Below are 20,509 nucleotides of genomic sequence, written 5' to 3'. Positions count from 1 at the left end.
GTGAATTCAAACTATTTCCATGTTTGTTCTATTGGTAATGTATCACGCTTTCTCGCTCTCGAAATATAAGGATGCCCCGCAACAGTAAATCTTAAATGTTTTTCTGTCCATTCACCTTTGTTAGGTACGCCAATGCGAGCAGATGTATCGATGTTTTTAGGGTACTTTCGATTCATCGTATCGATTTTAAGACTGCCCGCTCCAATTTTTGTGCCATCTAGTGATTTAGATATTTGCATAGCTTGTGTGAATTTCCCAGGTCCATTTGTAAGTTCCACACCCGTCTTGTGATTACGGTTGATTTCCATTTGTTCTATGCCATTTTCAGGTTCTATAGCTCTTAATAACACACCTTGAGGTTCACCTTCAGTTTGTGTAACGAAGTTGATGAGCAACTGTTTGTGCATACTATGAGCATAAATTGTGCCACCTTCACAATATAGCGATTTGACACTCTTTGTATTTTTCCCGTTAAAGGAATGTGCAGCTTGATCGTGAATACCTACATATGCCTCTGTTTCTACAATATAACCTGTGTAAGTTAAGTCTTCAGTTTCATGAATCAGTCTTACCCCTAGTAAGTCCTGAGCAATCTCTTCGGTTGTTCTATTAATAAAGTCCATTGATTTAATTACCTCCTAATGATAAGTCGTTTGTCTATGAAGTAAAGTCTGAGCAAAATTGACGAATGCATTTAATTGCGCATGTTGGTTGTTCTGTTGATAGACGATATAAATTGTTCTTTTCAGTTCTGTGTGCGTAAGAGGTATTTTAACAAGGTGTTCATCCTCTATACCACCACTTAAATAATCAGCGATAATTAAAACACCTTTCTCAGCTAGTAGTGTTTGTTTTAATAAAGTTGGATTTGAAATTCGATATACTTTTTGTGAAGCATGCTTCCTTATAAGTTGTGCGATTTGATCCGGCAGTGTGTTGTAATAATAAATATATTGATGACTGAGTTGAGACAATGGTGGTTTCGGGTTCATAGATAAATCATTGTTGTTATGAACATATAAATTATAAGTTTCTTCAAACAAAGTGTTTTTAATAGTGTTTTTATTATTCATCATTTTAGGTGTTAGTTCACAAAGTGCGATGTCTATTTGATGAGCGTTTAGAGCTTCTTCAATTTCTATAGGTGTCATAAGCATCGGTCTTATTTCTATATTATGTTCTTGTTCAAACGATTTAATAATTGCAGGTAAGGCTTGTGCAACATAGCTTTCAGTATAAGCTAGTCTAATAGCTCTCTTATCAGTCTGGTCTTGATGAATAAATAATTCAGTAGTTTCTTCTACTAAATCTAAAATTTGATTCGCGTAAGATAGTAGTAATTCACCACGTTCAGTTAATTTTACATTTCTACCTTCTCTTAAAAATAAAACTGTATTGAGTTCTTTTTCTAAATTTGCAATTTGTCTGCTAATAGCTGATTGAGCAATTTCTAATTCTAATGCAGCTTCTGAAATGTGTTCCCGTTGTGCGACTTCTCTAAAATATATTAACTGTTTAATTTCCACGCTTTCCACCTCTTAAATTTATATTATCTAATTTTTAGATATATTTCATCTATTTTATATATTGTTAAGATAAGTCACATTAAAGTATGATGTTAACTATAAATTAGAGAAGATTCTGAAATTTTAAATTCGAGGTGATGTAGTATGTCATTAAAAAAAGATAGAAGACGACTTGGCCTATATGATTCAGCAGATGAGCATGATGCTTGTGGAATTGGTTTTTACGCCAATATGGATAATAAAAGGTCACATGATATTGTACTGAAATCAATTGAAATGCTTTGCAGATTAGATCATAGAGGTGGAGTTGGCGCTGATGGTATTACTGGCGATGGTGCTGGTATTATGACAGAAGTCCCTCACCTCTATTTTAAACAGAAGCTAAAGTTAAAATTACCATCTGAAGAACATTATGCAGTAGGGATGTTTTTTACAGATGAAAAGATTGCGGGTAGTATTCACGAAAAAAAGTTCAATGCTTTCTTTGAAGAAGAAGGCTTAAAAGTTATAACGTATCGAGACGTACCAGTAGATACTTCTGTATTAACTGATCATGTTGCAGAAACAATGCCAGCAATACAACAAGTTTTTGTTGAAAATAAAACGAGCGAACATTTTGATCGTTCGTTATTTATTGCTCGTAAACAAATTGAACGTTATGGTGAAGAGCAAAATTTAGATTTATACTTTGCAAGTTTATCTAGAAGAACGATTGTATATAAAGGTTGGTTGCGATCGGATCAAATTAAAGGATTATATGTCGATTTATTAGATGATGCATATGAATCAAAATTCGGTTCAGTTCATTCAAGATTTAGTACGAATACATTTCCGAGTTGGAAAAGAGCTCACCCTAATAGATTATTGATGCATAATGGTGAAATCAATACGATTAAAGGTAATGTGAATTGGATGAGAGCGCGCCAAGATAAATTAATAGAAACGATTTTTGGAGATGTTAAAGATAAAATTGGAGAAGTTTTAGACGAATCTGGTAGTGATTCTTCTATTGTAGATAATGCGCTTGAATTTTTAAGTTTAAGTATCCCACCAGAGCAAGCGGCTATGTTACTTATACCTGAACCATGGTTATACAACGAAACACAAGACCCTAAAATTAGAGCTTTCTACGAATATTACAGTTATTTGATGGAACCATGGGACGGACCAACGATGATTAGTTTTTGTGACGGTGATAAATTAGGAGCATTAACAGATAGAAATGGATTAAGACCAGGTCGATACACAATTACTGACTCAAATGAAATTATTTTCTCATCTGAAGTTGGAGTAATTGATGTTGATGAAGAGCATGTTCTATATAAAGGTCAATTAAACCCAGGAAAATTATTACTTGTTGATTTTAAAGAAAATAAAGTTATTGAAAATAACGAATTGAAACAAAGAATAGCAAGCGAATATCCTTATGAAGAATGGGTACGTCAACAAGATTTAAATATTAACGACGTCATAGCGACACCATCAAGAACAAGTCAAGATCAATTATTCCAATTACAAAGAAGGTTTGGTTATACAAAAGAAGAAATCAATAAATATATGACGGAGTTAGTTAGTGAGCGAAAAGACCCGATTGGTGCTATGGGATTTGATACACCAGTTGCAGTATTGAGTACACAACCTGAATCATTATTTAATTATTTTAAACAACACTTCGCACAAGTTACCAATCCACCAATTGATTCATATCGAGAAAAAATTGTAACGAGTGAAATGGTTTATTTAGGCAAAGAAGGTAATCTATTAGAACCCCATCAAGATAATACGAAACGTATACAGCTAAATCATCCTGTATTGTCTAAAGCACAACTTCAAAAAATCCAAAATAGTACTTATCAGACAAAATTTATTTCTACGGTATATGAAACATCGCTTGAAGATGCTTTAGACGAACTATCGCATAAAGTTTCACAAGCTGTAGCAAATGGTGCAGAAATAATAGTACTAGAAGATGAGTCGGTAAATGATTTAGAAAACCAATTTGCTATGCCGATGTTATTAGCAGTTAGTCATATTCATCAAAGTTTAATTAGAACTGGTCAGCGACTTGATACAAGTATCATTGCATATTCAGGTGAATGTCGAGAAGTCCATCATTTAGCTACTTTAATTGGATATGGCGCTAATGCAGTTGTTCCATATTTAGCACAGTATACAATAGAAGACTTAACAGAAACGGGTAGACTAACAGGTACTGTAGAGCAGAATATCGATGCGTATAGTCAAACGTTGTCAGCAGGATTGATTAAAGTAATGGCTAAGATGGGTATCTCGACTGTTCAAAGTTACCAAGGCGCTCAAATATTTGAAGCGATAGGTTTAGGCCAAGATGTGATCGATAAGTACTTTACAGGTACACCGTCTAAACTATCTGGGATTTCAATTGAAACGATAGACCAAGAAAATAAAGCGAGACAATCTGAAAATATTAAATATTTAAATTCTGGAAGTACGTTCCAATGGAGACTACAAGGTGACTATCATGCCTTTAACCCTAAAACTATTCATTTATTACAACATGCGTGTAGAGAAAATGATTACAAGATGTTTAAAGAATATTCAGAAGCGGCTGATAGTGAAAGAATGACTCATTTAAGAAACTTGCTTGAATTCAAAGAGAAAAAAGCAATCGATTTAAAAGAAGTAGAATCAGCAGATCAAATTGTAACAAGATTTAAAACAGGGGCAATGAGTTTTGGTTCAATATCTGAAGAAGCACATCAAACATTAGCAGAAGCAATGAACCGTATTGGTGGTCGTAGTAACAGTGGTGAAGGTGGAGAAAATCCAGAGCGTTACATCGTGAAACCGGATGGTACAAATTATATGAGTGCTATTAAACAAGTTGCATCTGGTAGGTTTGGTGTTACAAGCGATTACTTGCAACATTCTAAAGAAATTCAAATTAAGGTAGCGCAAGGTGCTAAACCAGGTGAAGGCGGACAATTGCCAGGCACTAAAGTTTATCCTTGGGTAGCTGAAGTTCGTGGTTCAACGCCTGGTGTAGGATTAATATCACCGCCGCCACATCATGATATTTATTCAATTGAAGATTTAGCACAGCTAATCCATGATTTAAAAAATGCAAATCGCAAATCAGATATTAGTGTGAAACTTGTTTCAAAATCAGGTGTAGGAACAATTGCTGCAGGTGTAGCAAAAGCTCATGCAGATAAAATTGTTATTAGTGGCTATGACGGCGGTACTGGTGCTTCACCTAAGACAAGTATTCAACATGCAGGTCTACCATGGGAAATCGGTTTATCGGAAACACATCAAACACTTATGTTAAATGGTTTACGTTCCCGTGTCACATTAGAAACAGACGGAAAATTAATGACTGGCCGCGATGTTGCATTAGCATGTGCATTAGGCGCTGAAGAATTTGCTTTCGCCACGGCACCGTTAGTAGTCCTTGGCTGTATTATGATGAGAGTTTGTCATAAAGATACGTGTCCAGTAGGGATTGCTACACAAAATGGAGAATTAAGAAAACTATTTACTGGAAAAGCAGACCATATAGTAAACTTTATGTATTTTATTGCCGAGGAAATAAGAGAAATTTTAGCTTCATTAGGCCTTAAGTCTATGGATGAGTTAGTAGGTCGAACAGATTTATTAGAAGTTTCGGAACGCTACTACACACACCCTAAAGCGAAAGAGCTAGATTTAGAGGCATTACTATTTGTTATCGAAGGAGATAAACATCGCATTATGGATCAAGATCACCAACTTGATAAAGGTTTTGATTTGTCTAAACTTTATGATGATGCTAAAGCTTCTATTGATTATGGTGAGAAATTTGTTGGAAGCTATAATATTAGAAATATTGAGCGTAATGTTGGTGTGATAACTGGTAGTTATATTACGGAAGTACATGGAGAACCTGGACTCCCAGAAGATACGATTTATGTCAAAACGTTTAAACATGCAGGACAAAGTTATGGTGCATTCACGCCTAAAGGTATGACTTTACATCATACTGGCGATGCGAATGACTATTTCGGAAAAGGGTTATCAGGCGCTAAACTTATTTTAAAGGCTCCAAACGAAGCAAGAGAAAATAATATTATTGTTGGTAATGTATGTTTTTATGGTGCAACGAGCGGTACAGCATACATTAATGGACGAGCTGGTGAACGTTTTTGCGTTAGAAATAGTGGTGTAAATGTGGTTGTAGAAGGCGTGGGTGACCATGGTCTAGAATACATGACTGGTGGACGTGTCGTGATTTTAGGTGATGTTGGACGTAACTTCGGTCAAGGTATGAGTGGTGGCGTGTGTTACGTTGCTCCATCTGACATAGATGCATTTAAAAGAACAAACGCACTTGACACGCTAGAATTTGAAACGTTAAAAGATAAAAGTGAAATTACTAATTTGAAATTAATGCTAGAGGATCATGTTAAATATACAGATAGTAAAAAGGCGAAAATCATGTTAGAAGATTTTGATTTAATCGCGGAGAAAGTTGTAAAAGTCATTCCCAAAGACTATAAATTGATGATGCAGAAAATTTCACAGTATAAACTAGAAAATGAAGAAGATGCACTGTTAAATGCGTTCTTTGATGATCGTAAATCTATAGGTGATGAAGAAGAATTAGCTTCTGTTTATTAAGAAGGAGGGCATAATATGGGTGAATTTAAAGGTTTTATGAAGTATCCTAAAAAGCAATTGGATGAGTTATCTTTAAAAGATAGAATTAATGGATATGAACCGTTCCAACAAAGATTTACTACAGAAGATGCTTCGACACAAGGCGCACGTTGTATGGACTGTGGAACGCCTTTTTGTCAAACAGGTTCATCATTTGGGAGAGATACGATAGGTTGTCCAATAGGTAATTATATTCCGGAATGGAATGACTTAGTATATAGAAAAGATTTCGAAGAAGCTTTTGAAAGATTGTCTGAAACTAATAACTTTCCTGAATTTACCGGACGTGTTTGTCCAGCGCCTTGTGAGTCATCTTGTGTGTTAGCAATAAATAATGATTCAGTAGCGATTAAAGGTATAGAACGTACAATTATAGATGAAGCATACGATATGGGGATCGTTAAACCGAAAGTTCCAAATACACGTTTAGAAGAAAAAGTCGCTATTATCGGAAGTGGACCTGCAGGCTTAACTGCAGCAGAAGAGTTAAATTTATTAGGGTATCAAGTCACGGTATATGAACGTAATCATAGACCAGGAGGACTATTAATGTATGGTATTCCAAGTATGAAATTGGATAAATCAGTTATTGAGCGCCGTATTAAATTGATGGAAGAAGCAGGTATTGTTTTTAAGACCGACATTAATGTAGGGAAAGACATCACGAAAGAAGAACTTAATGAGCAATATGATGCTATTATCGTTTGTACAGGGGCTCAAAAAGGTAGAGACTTACAATTAGAAGGACGTATGAGTTTTGGTATTCATTTCGCAATGGAATATTTAACTGAACAAACACAACTACAAATGGGAGAAATTGAAGAACCAACAATAACGGCAAAAGGGAAAAATGTGATTGTAATTGGCGCGGGAGATACTGGTGCAGATTGTGTGGCAACTGCACTAAGAGATGATTGTAAATCAGTAGTCCAATTTAATAAATATGTACGATTAACTGATAAAATGGAACAAAACACTGCGTGGCCATTACCAATGCCTATATTTAAACTAGATTATGCGCATAAAGAATATCGTGAAAAATTTGGATTTGAACCGAGAGCTTATGGTATTCAAACAATGAGGTATGATGTAGACGAAAACGGTAATATTAGAGGTCTATATACACAAGTATTAAAAGAAACAGATGACGGTATGGTTATAGTAGAAGGTACAGAACGTCATTGGCCCGCAGATTTAGTATTACTTTCAATAGGATTTGAAGGTACAGAACATTTAGTTCCTCATTCATTTAACTTGAATACTGATCGTAATAAAATCGTAGCTAATGAAAGAGACTTTAAAACAAATCAAGATAAAATATTTGTTGCAGGAGATGCTAGAAAAGGTCAAAGTTTAGTTGTTTGGGCAATTAAAGAAGGACGTGCAGTAGCAAAAGCAGTAGATAAGGCGTTAAAGGAAAAAATTACAATATAAATTATTGAAATATTATTGACATCAGTCTTGGCTTGGTATAAGATAAATATTGTCTTATTTGGAGGAATACCCAAGTCCGGCTGAAGGGATCGGTCTTGAAAACCGACAGGGGCTTAACGGCTCGCGGGGGTTCGAATCCCTCTTCCTCCGCCATTATTATTAAATATCCAAGACTATTATATAAACAAGCACTACCTACTTTTGTAGGTAGTGCTTTTTGTTTTGTACAAATGTTTTATAATTTTGTTATAATATAAGAATATTCTGACAAAAAGGGGTGTTTTAATGAAAGCGAAGAGATTAAAAAAGGGAGATACAATCGGTGTTGTTGCTTTAGCAAGCCCTCCGAACCAAGAACATTTAAAAATTGGCTTGGGACGTTTGGAAGAGCGATATGATATTCATTTTAAATTAGCGGAAAATATACATGATACTTATGGTCATCTAGCGGGAACAGATGAAGTAAGACTAAAAAGTTTGCATGATATGTTAATGGATGATGAAGTAAAGGGCATCATATGTGCATGTGGAGGATATGGAACACCGCGTATTGTTGAACAAATTGATTTTAATCTTGTTAAAAAACACCCAAAAATTATATGGGGCTATAGTGATATAACTTGCTTACATAATGCCATTAGACAAGAAACTGGGTTAGTAACATTTCAAGGGCCAATGATCTCTTCTGATATTGGAGAGAATTATCATGATATTTCCATTAATAGCTTTGAACAATTGTTTGAAGGTAAAGATTTAAATTACCCTGTAGAACAGTTAAGATTTAAACCATTTGTGAGTGGTCGTGTAGAAGGAGAGATAGTAGGGGGATGTTTATCGCTTTTAGTATCTAGTATAGGTACACCTTATGAAATTGATACAAAGGATAAAATACTTTTCTTAGAAGATGTAGGAGAAGAACCATATAAAGTAGATGGTTTTTTACAACAATTAAAATCTGCTGGAAAGCTAGACGATGCAATTGGATTTATAATTGGTCCATTTACTAATAGTAAACCTAAAAAGCCAGAGAAATCATTAAAAATGGAAGAAGTATTACAGCATTTTATAGGCAGTTTAAATAAGCCTACTGTAAATGAAGTGTATATAGGCCATTGCACACCACATTTTGGCATTCCATTTGGGACTAAAGCAATATTAAATGTAGATAAAAAGGTTTTGCAAATTGAGTCTGGTGTTTATTAATGCAAAGGGGGATGGGTATGTTTATTACTGATATTAAATACTATAGATATAAAACGCCTTTGAAAAAGCCTTTTAAGACAGCTCTTAGAACTGTTGATGTTATAGAAAGTATTTATGTATTTATTGAAACGAATCATAAAGAGATGGTTGGTGTTGGTGAAGCAGTACCAACGTATGTTATTACGGGAGATACAAAAGGTGGAATAGAAGCAGCTATAGAAGAGGTTTTTAAACCATTGCTGATCAATAGGCCATTATCTATTGGTTTATTGGATGAAATGGACGAAGCCTTAGTAGGAAACTCTAGTGCAAAGGCAGCAATAGATATCGCTCTATATGATTTGCTTGCACAAGAAGCGAAGTCTCCTCTGTATGAATACTTAAATAATGACCCGGGAAATAAATCATTAGAAACTTGTTATACAGTAAGTTTAAATGAAGCAGATGAAATGGTTAAAGATGCTTTTAGATACATACAAGAAGGATATACTCACTTAAAAATAAAAGTCGGAAAAGATAGTGTTGAAACAGACTTAAATAGATTAAAAGCTTTAAGAGCTGCCTTACCTAAAGATACAACGCTTAGTGTAGATGCTAATCAGGCTTGGAATGAAAAGGGAGCAGAACAAGCTTTAAAACATTTTGATGAAGCGTCATTAAATATTGAAAGTATAGAACAGCCGGTTAATAGAAATGAATTTTCAGTATTAGGTAAATTAACAAAAGATTATCAAATTCCACTAATGGTAGATGAAAGCTTATTTAGTGTCCATGATGCTAAACGATTAGTTGAGGTTGGAGCGATTAATCTCTGGAATATTAAACTTATGAAAACAGGTGGCATTCATCAAGCGCGTAAAATACATGAAATAGCTAACGAATATGATATTACTTGTATGGTCGGTTGTATGATGGAAACGCATGTTTCAGTAACTGCAGCGTTACACTTTAGTTTAGCTGCCAATAAAGTAACACGAGTGGATTTCGATGCGCCTCTTATGGTTTCTAATCGTGAAGTAGTAGGTGGTATAGCTTATAATGGTTCGAAAGTGACGGCGCCAAAAGGTTATGGTTTAGGAATTGATAGAAAATCTTTACTTAAGAAGGTGAGTGTATGATCAAGTATTGCAGAGTAAACGTTGGCACAATTTGGAGAGATACAGATAAAGCACGAGATATAGATCGTGATGGTATTATGTACCCAGCTGATATCCAACGATGGTTGTTGGAACTTAATTTAGAAGAAAAACTATCATTTACTGAAGACAGTCGAATAGACACACAGGTACTGTATGGTGAAGCGGTTGAAGTATTGGAAGAGCAAGACGGATGGAGTTATGTTATCTGTTTAGAACAACCATCCAAACAACATGATAAAGGTTATCTAGGATTTATACCTTCTAGCCAACTAGGCGATATGAATATCAAAGCATCCAATCAGCGCATGCGCGTCAAAGTGCCAAAAACTACATTGTTCAATACAGATTTCACAACTAAACAAATTTTATCATTTAATACAGTATTGCCTGTCTTAAAATTAGATCAACAATTTATCGAAGTAGAGACACCAGAAGGTATCGGACTTATTGATGGCAAAGATATTGAACTGAGTGATGAATTTGGCGCATTTAAACAAGGTTCAATGCAAGGCGTTATAGATAATGCTAAATTATTTATTGATTTACCTTATTTATGGGGAGGTATGTCTAGTTATGGTTATGACTGCTCTGGATTATGTTTCCACATGTATAAAAGCCAGAATTTCAATATACCTCGAGATGCAGATGAACAATATGAAGCTATGACGGATATTCCTTTAGATGAACATTCTTTAAAGCCAGGAGACTTACTATTTTTCAGTAAGCCTGAAGATAAAGGTTTTCTTTCCCATGTAGGTATTTACATGGGTGAAGATATGATGATTCATGCACCGCATACACCTAGAAGTATTGAAATTGTTAAACTAACAGGTAGTTATTATCAAAAAATCTTAGTAAAAGCAGCTAGGCTATCAACATTTTAATATAGATTGAATCATATAAGACCCGAAATCGTGAGAGAATTTTATCGCTTTTTCGGGATTTTCTGTGTTAGAAAGAAAACTATAATAATAATACTTTTCTTTAAATTGTATAATGCCTACATCGTTTGCTACATGGTCGTATTCTCCAGTTTTTGAATAATAAATCAATTGATCTTCATAAAATGATTTAAAGATAGAAACTTTATCATTTAAGTGTTGATGACGCATAATTTCTAACATATCATCTCCATTTGCATGTTGAGTGATATATCGAAGCATGTTAATCATATCTTCAGAAGTTGTATAATTTTGTTTACCTTGGTCTATCGCCTCAGCATCCATCATTAATCGGTTTAATTCAGTGTTTTTACAATTCAAAGTTTGTTGTATAAACAAATTGATATGTTGTTGGCCGAAGTAATTAATTAATATATTTGTTGCTGTATTATCAGATACGACAATCATTAATTGAATAAGGTCGTTAACGCTTAAGTACGGGATATCCAATGTTTGTAATACTCCGCTCCCACTCACTTTATGTTCTATTTTTAAATTTTCTTGTCTTTCTTCTTTATTTAACTTCGAAAAAATATAAATCATAATCGGAATTTTGATTAAACTTGCTGATTCGAATATTTTCTTTTCGTTGTGATTTGTTAAAAATGTCTCATTCTCGGAAGCAAATTCTAATGAAACGTTATCGTGTTCCATATATTCATGTGTTAAAAATGACATAATTTATACCTCCTTTATTCAATCATACTACAGAATAAAAGTAATATTAATTGAAAGCCTTTACATACTTGTATATACAAGTTATAATTCAAGTAATAAAAAACAGGGGGAGTGAGTTCAATGTCTGTAAATAGAGAAGAAGTGAAACAGATTATTGATGCTATAGGTGGTAAAGACAACGTAGATGCAGCCACACATTGTGTTACCCGCTTAAGATTAGTGTTAAATGATGAAAGTAAAGTTAATAAAGAAGCTTTAGACAACATCGATTTAGTGAAAGGGTCTTTTGCAGCAAATAATCAATTTCAAATCGTTATTGGTCAAGGCACAGTTGACGAAGCTTATAAAATTTTCCAAGAAGAAACGGGAATTGGAGAAAGCTCTAAAGATGAAGTGAAGAAAGTTTCGGAACAAAAAATGAATCCTTTGCAAAGATTAATTAAATTGCTCGGTGATGTATTTATTCCTATTTTACCTGCAATCGTTACTGCAGGTTTATTGATGGGGTTAAATAATGTGTTAACAGCTGAAGATTTATTTGGTCCTAAATCTTTAGTAGACCAGTATTCATGGTTAGCTGATTTTGCAAACATGATTAACGTTATTGCGAGTACAGCATTTATCTTCTTACCTGCCCTTATTGGTTGGTCAGCTATGAGAGTGTTTGGAGGTAGTCCAATATTAGGATTAGTATTAGGACTTGTACTTGTTCATCCTCAGTTAGCTTCTCAATATGATCTTGGTGGCGGTAAATCAGATGAAATTCCAGTATGGCATATGTTTGGTTTAGAAATTAAACAATTGAACTATCAAGGTCAAGTGTTGCCGGTATTAATAGCAACATGGGTACTATCTGTAATTGAAAAATTCTTAGCTAAACGCGTGCATGATTCAATCAAAATGTTAGTCGTTGGTCCGGTCGCTTTATTAATAACTGGATTCTTATCATTTATTATTATAGGACCTTTAGCATTAGAACTTGGTACACTTATTACGAATGGTATTAAAGGAATATTTGATAGCGCAGGTTGGTTAGGTGGCGCAGTATATGGTCTGTTCTATGCTCCGCTTGTTATTACAGGTTTACATCATATGTTCTTAGCAGTAGACTTCCAACTGATGGGAAGTAGTATAGGCGGTACTTATTTATGGCCAATCTTAGCTATATCTAATATCTGTCAAGGTTCAGCGGCATTTGGTGCTTGGTTGATTTATAGAAAGCGTAAAATGGCAAAAGAACAAGGTTTAGCAATGACTTCAGGAATATCATCTTTCTTAGGTGTTACTGAACCAGCTATGTTTGGTGTCAATTTACCATTGAAATACCCGTTTATAGCCTCTATCGTTTCATCTTGTTTACTAGGTGCGTTTATTGGCGCAAACGGCGTATTAGGAAAAGTTGGTGTTGGTGGTGTGCCGGCAATTATTTCTATAACACGTGAATATTGGGGTGTATATATTATCGCTACATTAATAGCTATGGTGTTACCAGCTATTTTAACAGTGGTATTCTCAAGATTTGCTAAAGAACAAGCGAAAGAAATGGTGCAAGAATAATATTATTAAATAAAGGAGTTCATAAACATGGCGGTTTCAGATTGGAAAAAATCAGTAGTATACCAAATATATCCGAAATCATTTAACGACACGACTGGCAATGGTCAAGGGGATATAAACGGGGTTATCGAAAAATTGCCTTATTTACAAAAGTTAGGTGTAGATTATGTATGGTTAACACCTATTTATGAATCGCCAATGAATGATAACGGATATGATATTAGTGATTATTATGCAATCAATCCTGATTTTGGTACGAAAGAAGATATTGAAAAGTTACTTACTGAAGCACATAAACTTGGCATTAAAGTAATGCTGGATATTGTGATTAATCATACGTCTACGTCACATCATTGGTTTGTTGAATCTAGAAAGTCTAAAGATAATCCGTATAGAGATTATTATATTTGGAAAGAAGGTACTAAAGATGAGCCGCCAACAAACTGGGAATCTAAATTTGGTGGTAACGCTTGGGAGTACGATGAACAAACTGAAAGTTATTATTTAAGATTATTCGACGTCTCTCAAGCTGATTTAAATTGGGAAAATGACCAATTGAAAGAAGAAATCTATGAAATGATAAATTATTGGATTGATTTCGGCGTAGATGGTTTTAGATTTGATGTTATTAACTTAATTTCTAAAGGTGCTTTTGAAGATTCAGAGGAAATCGGTAAAGAATTTTATACGGACGGGCCAAAAGTTCATGAATATTTACATGAATTGAACCGAAAAACTTTTGGAAATAAAGATATTATGACTGTAGGAGAAATGTCTTCTACTACAATAGAGAACTGTATAAAATACACCAACCCTGAAAGACAAGAATTAAATAGTGTATTTAATTTCCATCATTTAAAAGTAGATTATAAAAATGGTGAGAAATGGTCTGATATGAAATTTGATTTTATAGAATTAAAACGTATTCTGATGGATTGGCAAGTTAATATTGCTAAAGGTAATGGATGGAACGCTATTTTCTGGTGTAATCATGATCAACCGAGAGTTGTGACAAGGTTTGGTAATGATGAAACAGAAGCTAACAGAGTTAAATCAGCTAAAATGCTTGCTATATCACTTCATATGTTGCAAGGAACACCTTATATCTATCAAGGTGAAGAGATAGGTATGACTGATCCTAAGTTTACATCAATCGATCAATATCGAGATATTGAAACATTAAACGCATATCGTAGTCTAAGGAATCAAGGCTTGGATGAAGATACGATTATGAAAGTTATTGGACAAAAATCTCGTGATAATTCACGTACACCTGTTCAATGGACAGATGAGGAAAATGCCGGTTTTACAACAGGCACGCCTTGGATAGGCATACCGGATAACTATAGAGAAATTAATGTGGAAGCGGCGATTAAAGATAAGAATTCAATCTTCTACACTTATCAGCGGTTAATTGATATTCGTCATAAACATGATATTATAACGTATGGAGATGTAGAACCACTATATATGGATCATCCAGACTTGTTTATTTACAAAAGAAAGTTAGATAATGAAGAGTGGTTGATTGTAGCTAACTATACAAATGATAAGGTTGAAATACCTGAGGATATTGATATGGAAGGCGAATTGATAGTGGCTAATAATGATTTAAATGGCAATATGCTAGAGCCTTTTGATGCATTTGTTGTTAATTTAAAAAGCATTTAACTATGAAGTTTTGAAGGTATAGAGGTGAAACAATGAATAAGTATATGAAAATCTATCAGTCAATTTGTAAAAAAATTATAAATGGTGAATATGCACACTTACAACAATTACCTTCAGAAAATGAATTAACAAAGATATATTCAACTTCGAGAGAAACAGTAAGAAAAGCATTAAATCTTCTACAAGAAAAAGGTTATATACAAAAGTTACGTGGAAAAGGTTCAGTTGTTATATATGAAGGAATTATTCAATTTCCAATATCTGAAATGATCAGTTTCCAAGAAATTAATAATAGACTAGGTCTTGACTATGAAACGGTAGTTGAAGTATTTGAAGTTATCAATGCTGAAGACGAGCCAATTGTTCAACACGCTTTAGAATTGAATAATCACGATAAGCTATGGCACGTAATTCGAACAAGACAAAAAAATAATAAAGTTCATATCATGGATGAGGATTACTTTGTTTGCAAAGTGATACCCAAACTTTCAAAAGAAGTAGCGTCTCATTCGATTTATCAATATATTGAAAATGAAATGAATGTAGAAATAAGCTATTCAAATAAATCTATTACTTTTGAAAAAATGACAGAGAAAGAAGAACGATATTTTGGACATTTAGATCCTTTATATACAGCTACAGTTAGAGGTATTGTTCATTTGAGTAATGCTGAAAGATTTCAATATAATATCTCTAGACATATTGCGACAGAATTCAAATTTGTCGATTTTTCTAGAAGGGTTTTGAATAAACCTGTAATAGATCAATAGTTTTTTCTTGCCAAGTATAATGGTTTTGTTGTACTATATAAAGTGCCGTGCTAAGTGGGGAGGTAGCGGTTCCCTGTACTTGAAATCCGCTTTAGCAAGACTGAATTCCTTTGCCGCGGACATATTATTGTGAGGTCTGCCCTCAGCACGTGGTGTCTGAAGACGTCGGTCCTATGCAATACAAACCCATGAATCATGTCAGGTCCGGAAGGAAGCAGCATTAAGTGGATCATTGTATGTGCCGTAGGGTTGCCGAAGTTTAGCTAACGACTGAGGTAACGCTTGTGATGTTTGTTCCAAGCAAAGGTGCACGGTATATTTTTTATTCAACTAAACATATTATATATAAATCAAAAAAGGGTGACCTCGGTCACCCTTTTTCTTATATCAGGAGGATATAGTATATATGACGCAATTATATATCGGAACGATTATAGAATCTGAATATGAATTAGCGAAAGAAGTAGTGAAAAAAGCTTTTTTAAATACTGATTATGTAAATGCGAAAGAACATGAATTAATAGGTAGAATTAGAAAATCTCCACATTATAATGCCGAGTTAGAAGTAGTTGCCAAGACAGAAGGCGGAAAAATACTAGGGCATGCGATGATGACAGAAGTAACAGTCGATTCAGAAGAAGATAGTAATACAGTTCTAACTTTAGCGGCAGTATCAGTTTTACCAGAAGTCCAAAATAAAGGGATTGGTAAAGCTTTAATTGAAGCTTTAGAGTATCGAGCTTATGAAAATGGTTATATTGGTGTTGTCGTCATGGGAGATGAAACATATTATCGCGAACTAGGTTATAGAAATGCAGCGGAATTTGACATTTATCCTTCATTTGAAATTAAGAACGAAGATTTTATGTTCAAATATTTATGGGACCATCCTAACAAAGAAGTACGAGGTATAGTTCATTTTCCAGAAGAATTTCGATGATTTATATTAAGAAGAAATATTGATTCGTGATATAATAGTTGTTATGAAGAATTAAACTTGGAGGTGCCATTTTGAATTATCAAGCTTTGTATCGGATGTACCGACCACAATCATTTTCAGATGTTGTTGGTCAAAAGCATGTAACGAAAACATTAAGAAATGCTATCCAAAAAGGAAAGCAATCGCATGCTTATTTATTTAATGGCCCACGTGGAACAGGAAAGACAAGTATTGCTAAAATATTTGCTAAAGCAATTAACTGCACAGTAAATACAAATGGTGAACCTTGCAATGAGTGTGCAATTTGTAAAGGTATCACACAAGGGACTAACTCAGATGTTATTGAGATAGACGCAGCGAGTAATAATGGCGTAGATGAAATTCGTAACATTAGAGATAAAGTTAAGTATGCACCTAGCGAATCTAAGTTCAAAGTATATATTATTGATGAAGTTCATATGTTAACTACTGGAGCTTTTAATGCGCTTTTAAAAACACTTGAAGAACCACCTAGTCATGCTATTTTTATATTAGCAACAACAGAACCTCACAAAATTCCACCAACTATTATTTCAAGATGTCAAAGGTTTGATTTTAAAGCAATCAATTCTGGAGAAATTGAAGATAGACTTGCATTCGTAGCTGATCAACAAGAGATTACTTATGAACAGGAAGCATTAGCATTTATTGCTCAAGTGTCTGAAGGTGGCATGAGAGATGCTTTAAGTATTATGGATCAAGCGATTGCCTTTGGAGACGGTCATTTATCACATGAACACGCGTTGAATGTTACGGGCAGTGTGGACAAAGCAGCTTTAAATGCTCTGTTTCAAGATATCGTTGCTAAAGATATCAAGCAAGCATTTATGAGATATCATGAGTTTATATCTAGTGGTAAAGAAGTTAATAGACTTGTTAATGATATGATTTACTTTATTAGAGATGCTATTGTAGCAAAGACTACTGACCGAGAAGATGAAGAACATGCTTTAAACCAAATCGATTTAAATACAATGTACAAAATGATTGATTGTATAAATGATACACTTGTTTCTATGCGTTTTGCGATTAATCAACAAGTTCATATTGAAATATTGATTGTGAAATTAACAGAACTGGTTACACGTAATCGTCAACAAGAAACACAACAAGAGCAACCATACCAAAATATTTCTAGCGATGTAGAGAATAAAATTAAACAATTAGAAGCTCAAATCACGCAACTCTCTCAAAACGGTGTACAACCAAAAGCGAAACCTGTTGAAAACAAACAAGGTGTTGCAAGGAAACAATCGAAACATGTATTCTCAATACGTCAAATTGAACGTGTATTAGATCATGCAAATAGAGATGATTTGAATTTATTAAAAGAAAAATGGCAAGCAGTTATTGAATCAGTTAAGCAGAAAGATCAACGAGCGTTAGTCAGCTTGTTATTAAATTCAGAACCAGTAGCTGCAAGTGAAGATCACGTGCTTGTTAAATTTGATGAAGACATTCATTGCGAAATCGTAAATAAGAACGATGAGAAAAGAGAACATATCGAATCTATAGTCTGTGAAATAGTGAATAAGACAGTTAAAGTAGTGGGTGTTCCTAATTCTCAATGGCTACAAGTAAGGCAACAATATATTCAATCAAAGAAAGCAAATTCAACCGAAACTAAAAATGAACCAGAACAAGAGAACAAAGAAGAAGCGGATATTGTTAAGAAAGCTCAAGAATTATTCGGCGAAGATACTGTTCATGTAACAGATGAGTAATACATGACATAGACTTCAAAGGTATGTATAATAAATATGACAAAAATTAATTTTCTATAATAATTATAATAGATATTAGGAGGACAAAATTATGCGCGGTGGCGGAAATATGCAACAAATGATGAAACAAATGCAAAAAATGCAAAAGAAAATGGCTGAAGAACAAGAAAAATTAAAAGAAGAAAAAATTGAAGGAACAGCTGGTGGCGGAATGGTTACAGTTGTTGTTTCAGGACACAAAGAAATCTTAGATGTTGTTATTAAAGAGGATGTAGTAGATCCTGAAGATATCGAAATGTTACAAGACTTAGTTTTAGCTGCAACAAATGATGCTTTGACTAAAGCTGATGAAGTAACTGCTGATCGTTTAGGTAAACATACAAAAGGTCTTAACATCCCTGGAATGATGTAATGATGTTTTATCCAGAACCTATATCGAAATTGATTGATAGTTTCATGAAATTGCCAGGTATTGGTCCAAAGACTGCACAGCGATTAGCGTTTCATGTATTAGATATGAAAGAAGATGACGTTGTTCCGTTTGCAAAAGCACTTGTTGATGTAAAACGAGAATTAACATATTGTGAAACATGTGGCCATATAACAGATGTTTCGCCTTGCCAAATATGCCAAGACAAACAAAGAGATCACTCAGTTATATGTGTTGTTCAAGATTCTAAAGATGTTATCGCGATGGAAAAAATGCGCGAGTATAATGGTATGTACCATGTACTTCACGGTGCGATATCTCCAATGGAAGGAATTGGACCAGAGGACATTAATATACCATCATTGCTAGAGCGTCTGAAAAGTGATGAAGTAAAGGAAATCATTTTAGCGACAAACCCTAATATAGAAGGCGAGTCCACTGCAATGTATATTTCTAGGCTTGTTAAACCAATAGGCATAAAGACAACGAGATTAGCTCACGGTTTACCGGTCGGCGGTGATTTAGAATATGCAGATGAAGTGACACTTTCTAAAGCTATTACTGGCAGAACTGAAATTTAAAGAATTATTTTGCAACCTGTTTACAAATATGTAGCAGGTTGCTTTTGTTCAATTATATGATTAGAAAAGAGTGTAAATATGATAAAAGACACAGGTTTAATCTTAGAAGGCGGCGGCATGAGAAGTATGTATACAGCTGGTGTCTTAGACTTTTTTATAAAAGAAGATATATATTTTGAATATAACATCGGCGTTTCTGCTGGTGCTTCTATGGCTGCTAGTTATATTTCTAGACAGTTTAGGCGTAATCATCGTGTGACAGCTAAATACATTAAAGATAAAAGATATCTTTCTTTATCTAACTATATAAAGAGGAAAGAATTATTTGGGATGGATTTTGTCTATCACTATATTCCAACTTATTTAGAACCGTTTGATTTTGAAAAGTTTGATCAAGCTGAAGAGAAGTTCGTAGTTGTTACAACAGATTGCGAAACGGGTGAAGCAGTTTACTTTGATAAAAATGATACAAAGGGTAGTTTATTAACTGCATTAGAAGCAACAAGTTCTCTACCATTGATGGCTAACCCTGTTCAATATAAAGGACACACGCTTTTAGATGGTGGTATTGTTGATCCTATTCCTATTAAGAAATCTATTGAAGAAGGATATACTAAAAACGTTCTTATATTAACAAGACCAAAAGGATATAGAAAAACACCTAGTAGGTTTTCTAAAGTATTTAGAATGAAGGCTTATCCTAAAGTTAATCATTTAATGGAATTAAGATATAAACATTACAACAAAACATTAGATTGGATTGAAGAGGAAGAAGATAAAGGAAATATCTTTGTAATAAGACCAACTAACACACTAGCAGTAGATAGAGTAGAGAAAGATCCAAGGAAATTAGATGCTTTATATAGAGAAGGATACGCAGATGCAGAAAAAATCTATAAAGATTTAAAAGAATATGTAGAGAAATAATCATATTAGGGTACATTAAGTGTTTTGGTGTAATTTTGATGCTTGAGAAAGGGTTGTATAGCCTGTATAGTTATATCTTGTGAGCGAGAGATATTGAAAACATCAAAACACTTCAAAAATTAATTTTAAAAAGTTGTTGACTTCACCAAATGAAGCGTGTATAATTATTTCTTGTGATGCAAAATGAACATTGAAAACTGAATGACAATATGTCAACGTTAATTCCAATAATTTGAGTACTGAAAGTACTTCAAAGAGTGATTGGCTTAACC

Annotated in this window: 16 protein-coding genes, 1 tRNA gene and 1 other RNA gene; 15 read left to right on the top strand and 3 right to left on the bottom strand. The window is 34.0% G+C overall.

Translation table 11 applies throughout. The annotated features are described in order from the left end of the window. Positions 1-11 precede the first annotated feature (11 nt). A complete protein-coding gene (locus LQ688_RS08420) occupies positions 12-623 on the bottom strand; it encodes a DNA-3-methyladenine glycosylase (protein ID WP_064204267.1) in 612 nt (203 codons plus the stop codon). Positions 624-638: 15 nt separating this feature from the next. After that, positions 639-1,526, bottom strand: a complete 888-nt coding sequence (gene gltC / locus LQ688_RS08415) for a glutamate biosynthesis transcriptional regulator GltC (protein WP_103268542.1) — start codon at positions 1,524-1,526, stop codon at positions 639-641. 144 nt (positions 1,527-1,670) lie between these two features. Between gltC and gltB the strand changes: the two genes are divergently transcribed. The 6 genes from gltB (at position 1,671) to LQ688_RS08385 (ending at position 10,863) form a co-directional block, all read left to right on the top strand. Continuing rightward, positions 1,671-6,164, top strand: a complete 4,494-nt coding sequence (gene gltB / locus LQ688_RS08410) for a glutamate synthase large subunit (RefSeq protein WP_103268541.1) — start codon at positions 1,671-1,673, stop codon at positions 6,162-6,164. Between the two features lie 15 nt (positions 6,165-6,179). After that, positions 6,180-7,637: a glutamate synthase subunit beta gene (locus tag LQ688_RS08405; RefSeq protein WP_064211300.1), complete on the top strand. Its 1,458-nt coding sequence runs from the start codon at positions 6,180-6,182 to the stop codon at positions 7,635-7,637. Positions 7,638-7,697: 60 nt separating this feature from the next. Continuing rightward, a tRNA-Ser gene (locus LQ688_RS08400) sits at positions 7,698-7,790 on the top strand. Between the two features lie 132 nt (positions 7,791-7,922). Beyond that, positions 7,923-8,840 (top strand): S66 peptidase family protein, encoded by a 918-nt coding sequence (locus tag LQ688_RS08395; protein WP_239703896.1) that lies wholly within the window; start codon positions 7,923-7,925, stop codon positions 8,838-8,840. Between the two features lie 17 nt (positions 8,841-8,857). Beyond that, positions 8,858-9,958: a dipeptide epimerase gene (locus LQ688_RS08390; protein ID WP_103268539.1), complete on the top strand. Its 1,101-nt coding sequence runs from the start codon at positions 8,858-8,860 to the stop codon at positions 9,956-9,958. Next, complete coding sequence (locus tag LQ688_RS08385; RefSeq protein ID WP_017000875.1) at positions 9,955-10,863, top strand: C40 family peptidase; 909 nt, start codon at positions 9,955-9,957, stop codon at positions 10,861-10,863. Before LQ688_RS08390 ends, LQ688_RS08385 begins: the two co-directional genes overlap by 4 nt. Here the strand turns inward: LQ688_RS08385 and LQ688_RS08380 are convergent. Further along, positions 10,852-11,598 (bottom strand): serine hydrolase, encoded by a 747-nt coding sequence (locus LQ688_RS08380; protein ID WP_103268538.1) that lies wholly within the window; start codon positions 11,596-11,598, stop codon positions 10,852-10,854. The genes LQ688_RS08385 and LQ688_RS08380 overlap by 12 nt on opposite strands. Before the next feature lie 120 nt (positions 11,599-11,718). Between LQ688_RS08380 and treP the strand changes: the two genes are divergently transcribed. The 9 genes from treP to LQ688_RS08335 all read left to right on the top strand — a co-directional run bounded on the left by treP (position 11,719) and on the right by LQ688_RS08335 (position 20,237). Further along, complete coding sequence (treP, locus tag LQ688_RS08375; protein ID WP_103268537.1) at positions 11,719-13,155, top strand: PTS system trehalose-specific EIIBC component; 1,437 nt, start codon at positions 11,719-11,721, stop codon at positions 13,153-13,155. Positions 13,156-13,182: 27 nt separating this feature from the next. Further along, positions 13,183-14,826: an alpha,alpha-phosphotrehalase gene (gene treC / locus LQ688_RS08370; protein ID WP_103268536.1), complete on the top strand. Its 1,644-nt coding sequence runs from the start codon at positions 13,183-13,185 to the stop codon at positions 14,824-14,826. A gap of 32 nt (positions 14,827-14,858) precedes the next feature. Next, entirely contained in the window at positions 14,859-15,596 is a 738-nt protein-coding gene (gene treR, locus LQ688_RS08365; RefSeq protein WP_017000879.1) for a trehalose operon repressor, read from the top strand. A 45-nt stretch (positions 15,597-15,641) separates the two neighbouring features. Next, an RNA gene (ffs, locus tag LQ688_RS08360) (signal recognition particle sRNA large type) lies at positions 15,642-15,910 on the top strand. A 92-nt stretch (positions 15,911-16,002) separates the two neighbouring features. Next, positions 16,003-16,536, top strand: a complete 534-nt coding sequence (locus LQ688_RS08355) for a GNAT family N-acetyltransferase (RefSeq protein ID WP_103268535.1) — start codon at positions 16,003-16,005, stop codon at positions 16,534-16,536. A 71-nt stretch (positions 16,537-16,607) separates the two neighbouring features. Continuing rightward, on the top strand, positions 16,608-18,299 hold the full coding sequence (gene dnaX / locus LQ688_RS08350; protein WP_239703897.1) for a DNA polymerase III subunit gamma/tau: 1,692 nt from the start codon (positions 16,608-16,610) through the stop codon (positions 18,297-18,299). A 91-nt stretch (positions 18,300-18,390) separates the two neighbouring features. Beyond that, positions 18,391-18,711 (top strand): YbaB/EbfC family nucleoid-associated protein, encoded by a 321-nt coding sequence (locus LQ688_RS08345; protein WP_017000882.1) that lies wholly within the window; start codon positions 18,391-18,393, stop codon positions 18,709-18,711. Positions 18,712-18,713: 2 nt separating this feature from the next. Then, positions 18,714-19,310: a recombination mediator RecR gene (gene recR, locus LQ688_RS08340; protein WP_026023728.1), complete on the top strand. Its 597-nt coding sequence runs from the start codon at positions 18,714-18,716 to the stop codon at positions 19,308-19,310. Positions 19,311-19,388: 78 nt separating this feature from the next. Continuing rightward, on the top strand, positions 19,389-20,237 hold the full coding sequence (locus LQ688_RS08335; protein ID WP_017000884.1) for a patatin-like phospholipase family protein: 849 nt from the start codon (positions 19,389-19,391) through the stop codon (positions 20,235-20,237). The last annotated feature ends 272 nt before the right edge of the window (positions 20,238-20,509 follow it).

This window comes from Mammaliicoccus sp. J-M40, from assembly GCF_022386395.1.
GTDB lineage: Bacteria > Bacillota > Bacilli > Staphylococcales > Staphylococcaceae > Mammaliicoccus > Mammaliicoccus lentus.
The sequence above is the reverse complement of the archived record's forward strand: the minus strand, read 5'-3'. Positions and strand labels throughout refer to the sequence as shown.